The sequence below is a fragment of the Coleofasciculus sp. FACHB-712 genome (assembly GCF_014695635.1).
Lineage (GTDB): Bacteria > Cyanobacteriota > Cyanobacteriia > Cyanobacteriales > FACHB-T130 > FACHB-T130.
The window spans coordinates 1-3,265 of sequence record NZ_JACJOQ010000201.1; the positions used below are offsets into that span (position 1 = coordinate 1).

General features: G+C 48.4%; 3 protein-coding genes. All 3 read right to left on the minus strand.

Translation table 11 applies throughout. From position 1 onward, the window contains the following. A partial coding sequence (bchB, locus tag H6F50_RS05675; protein WP_190427283.1) for a ferredoxin:protochlorophyllide reductase (ATP-dependent) subunit B occupies window positions 1-1,175 on the minus strand: 1,175 nt, incomplete at its 3' end. Between the two features lie 247 nt (window positions 1,176-1,422). Further along, window positions 1,423-2,151: a ribonuclease PH gene (gene rph / locus H6F50_RS05680; protein ID WP_277878912.1), complete on the minus strand. Its 729-nt coding sequence runs from the start codon at window positions 2,149-2,151 to the stop codon at window positions 1,423-1,425. Between the two features lie 148 nt (window positions 2,152-2,299). Continuing rightward, window positions 2,300-3,196: a 16S rRNA (cytosine(1402)-N(4))-methyltransferase RsmH gene (rsmH, locus tag H6F50_RS05685; RefSeq protein ID WP_190427287.1), complete on the minus strand. Its 897-nt coding sequence runs from the start codon at window positions 3,194-3,196 to the stop codon at window positions 2,300-2,302. Between the last annotated feature and the right edge of the window lie 69 nt (window positions 3,197-3,265).

Here is a 3,265-nt window from a genome sequence, read left to right on the forward strand (position 1 = left end):
ACGCCGCAGGGAATATTTAGACGCTTACCGACGTGACGTTCCATTTGGGTACCGAAGATGGCAGAAGGTTCCACACGAGCGATCGCATCCCCAATTTGACCGTGGTCTTCGGTGACGATCACTTCATCGCAGTATTCGCCTACCTGCTCTTTGAACCACTCAGCGTCGTACTTGCAGTATGTTCCCGCCCAAACAACGTGAATCCCCATTTCTCTTGACAGAATTTTTGTGATGGCGGCGGCGTGAGTGCTGTCGCCAAACACCACAGCTTTCTTCCCTGTCAAGTTTTGGCAGTCAATAGAACGGGAGAACCAAGCGGCTTGAGAAACGTGCAAAGTTTGCTCGTTGATGTAGTCTTCGTAGTTAACATCTGCGCCTTGAGCGTTAATGATTTCCTGAATTTTGCGGATGCAACGTGCAGTTTCCACCACACCCATCGGCGTGATATCTACAAAAGGCATCCCAAATTCTTTCTCCAGGTACTGAGCCGCCATTGGCCCGATTTCGCGGTAAGGAACCAGGTTAAACCAAGCCTTCGGCAAATTCTTGAGGTTGTGAACTGATGCGCCTTCGGGAATTACTTCGTTGACTTGAATCCCCAAGTCAGCCATCAACCGCTTCAACTCGGTGCAGTCGTGGTGATTGTGAAATCCGAGGCTGGAAATTCCGAGAATGTTAACCGAGGGCTTTTCAGTTTTCCCTTCGGGTAAATCGCCTTTTTTCCGGGCTTTCTCGATGTAAAGCTGGACAATTTGCCGCAGGGTAATGTCGGCTGCTTGCAGTTCATTGACGCGGTAGTGGTTCACGTCCGCCAGCATTACGTCTGACTTGGTTTCTATGGAAGCTCGTTCTACGAAGTTTTCCAGGTCTTCTTGGAGAATGCTGCTGGTACAGGTAGGAGTTAAAACAATTAGGTCTGGATGTTCCTCAACGTCTTTGCGGGTGATATTGTCCACCACCTTTTCTTGGGAACCACGCGCCAAAACGTTCCGGTCAACGGAACTGATGGTAACTGGGGTGAAGTTGCGATCGCGCTCTAGCATCGAGCGCATGACGTTAAAGTAGTCATCGCCAATTGGCGCGTGCATAATGGCGTGGACGTTCTTAAAGGAACTGGAGACCCGCAGAGTACCAATGTGAGCGGGGCCTGCATACATCCAGTAAGCCAATTTCATAGAGTTCTCCCTTCGTGCTGATGACTATCTATCTATCTGGAATGAGCTGAAACAGTTGATTTCAAAGGCTAATTGTCTCAGATTGCCTCAAACATCCACCAACCCCGATCTCATGAGCGGTTAGGGTTCTGGTGAACTGGCAAAAGTGCCTGGAATGCCCTTCATCTATATAATCCAGGCTGGTATAAGAGCGATCGCACTCTCGTCGATCTGAAACGATTCTTAATTTTTAGGGATATTCCTTTATTTAATGGGTCGAGGAACTCAATGCTTTGCGCTGTGCATCTAGCAGTTCTTGAATCCCTTTTTCGGCTAAATCTAAGATTTGATTGAGCTGAGTCCGGTTAAAGGTGCCTTCCTCAGCCGTTCCTTGAACTTCAATGATGTTCAATTGGTCATCCATCACTACGTTGAAATCCACCTCAGCCGCCACATCCTCAACGTAATTCAAATCTAAAACTGGCTCTCCCTGCAACAGTCCTACCGAAACTGCGGCAATTTGATGGCGAATTGGCGATCGCTCTAACTCTCCCTGCTGTATCAGCTTTTCTATCGCGTCTGCAAGTGCCACAAACCCGCCGAAAATCGAGGTTGTGCGGGTTCCCGCATCCGCTTGTAAAACATCGGCATCTATCGTTATCGTGCGTTCTCCTAGTACCTCTAAATCTAGCGACGCCCGCAAGCTGCGCCCAATCAATCGCTGAATCTCTTGCGTGCGTCCAGACAGCTTCATAAATTCCCGTGCTTGGCGTTGGGGTGTCGCACCAGGTAGCATCCGATATTCAGCCGTTAGCCACCCTTTGCCGGTGCCTTCTAAAAACTTGGGGACACCTTTTTGAATCGTCGCACTACAGAGAACATGAGTGTCGCCGCAGCTCGTTAAAACCGAACCCGCTGCAAATCGGGTGAACATTCGTTCAAACCGAACCGGACGTAGTTGGTAAAATTGCCGACCATCAGGACGCAGCCAAGACATCGCACTTGCCTCAAAATTCTTGATTAGGATACAGCACTTACCAGTCAATTTAAGTTAATTAATCTGTTGAACTTTAACAATCTACGATGATTTATTTAGGAACGACTCACTGCTATAGCTTTCGGCTAAGGCGGCGAGTCGTTTGCTATCATTTTCGTTCTGCGATTCGCAGTTTAGCGGAGCGAGAGCGAGGATTATTTTCCAGTTCATCGTCTTGCGGTGTAATCGGTTTTTTGGTTAACACCTGCAATATCGGCGATTCTCTAAAACCATGCTTTACCAAGCGATCTTCTAAACTGTGAAAACTGATGATGCCAATCCTACCGCCTGGTTTGAGCCAGTTGGGTGCTTGATTCAGGAAGGTTTCTAGAGACTTTAACTCATCGTTGACGACAATTCGCAGCGCTTGAAATACCCGTGTGGCAGGGTGAATTCTGCCGTAGCGGTACTGACGGGGAACGCTATAGGCGATCGCCTCTGCTAACTCGGTTGTTGTCTGAAACGGACGCTTTTCCACAATCGCTCTAGCAATTCGCCGCGACAGCCGCTCTTCCCCGTATTTAAAGAAAATATCTGCCAGTTCCGCTTCTTTCCAGTGATTAATGACTTCTGCGGCAGTCAGCGATTGCTGCTGATTCATTCGCATATCTAAGTCAGCTTGGTGGCGAAAACTAAAGCCTCGCTCTGGAACATCGAACTGAGCAGAACTCACGCCTAAATCCGCAATAATTCCGTCAAATATTAGACCATTCGGTTGATATTTGGTGAAATTGCCATGCCAAAATTGGATGCGTTCCCTAAAATCGTGCAATTGGGTTTTAGCCGCAGCGATCGCTTGTTCATCTTGGTCAATCGCCGTCACCCGAACATCCGGTGCCGCTTCCAGAATTAACCGACTGTGTCCGCCACCCCCCACCGTCGCATCCAGGTAGTGTCCCCCCGGACGGATTTCCAACCCGGCAATTAACTCCCGACTCAGCACTGACAGATGAAAAAATGCCGGTGCTTCCGTCTGATTCGTCAAACTCTTGTCAATTTCATCCATCAAAAAAACTTAGCGACGATAAATAGGCGCACCCTCTATTTTGCCTATAATTTTTCCGATTTTCTGGTT

Coding starts and splice junctions, on each gene's coding strand:
- rsmH (WP_190427287.1), bottom strand. CDS start 3,196: ATGGATGAAATTGACAAGAGTTTGACGAATCAGACGGAAGCACCGGCA.
- rph (WP_277878912.1), bottom strand. CDS start 2,151: ATGTCTTGGCTGCGTCCTGATGGTCGGCAATTTTACCAACTACGTCCG.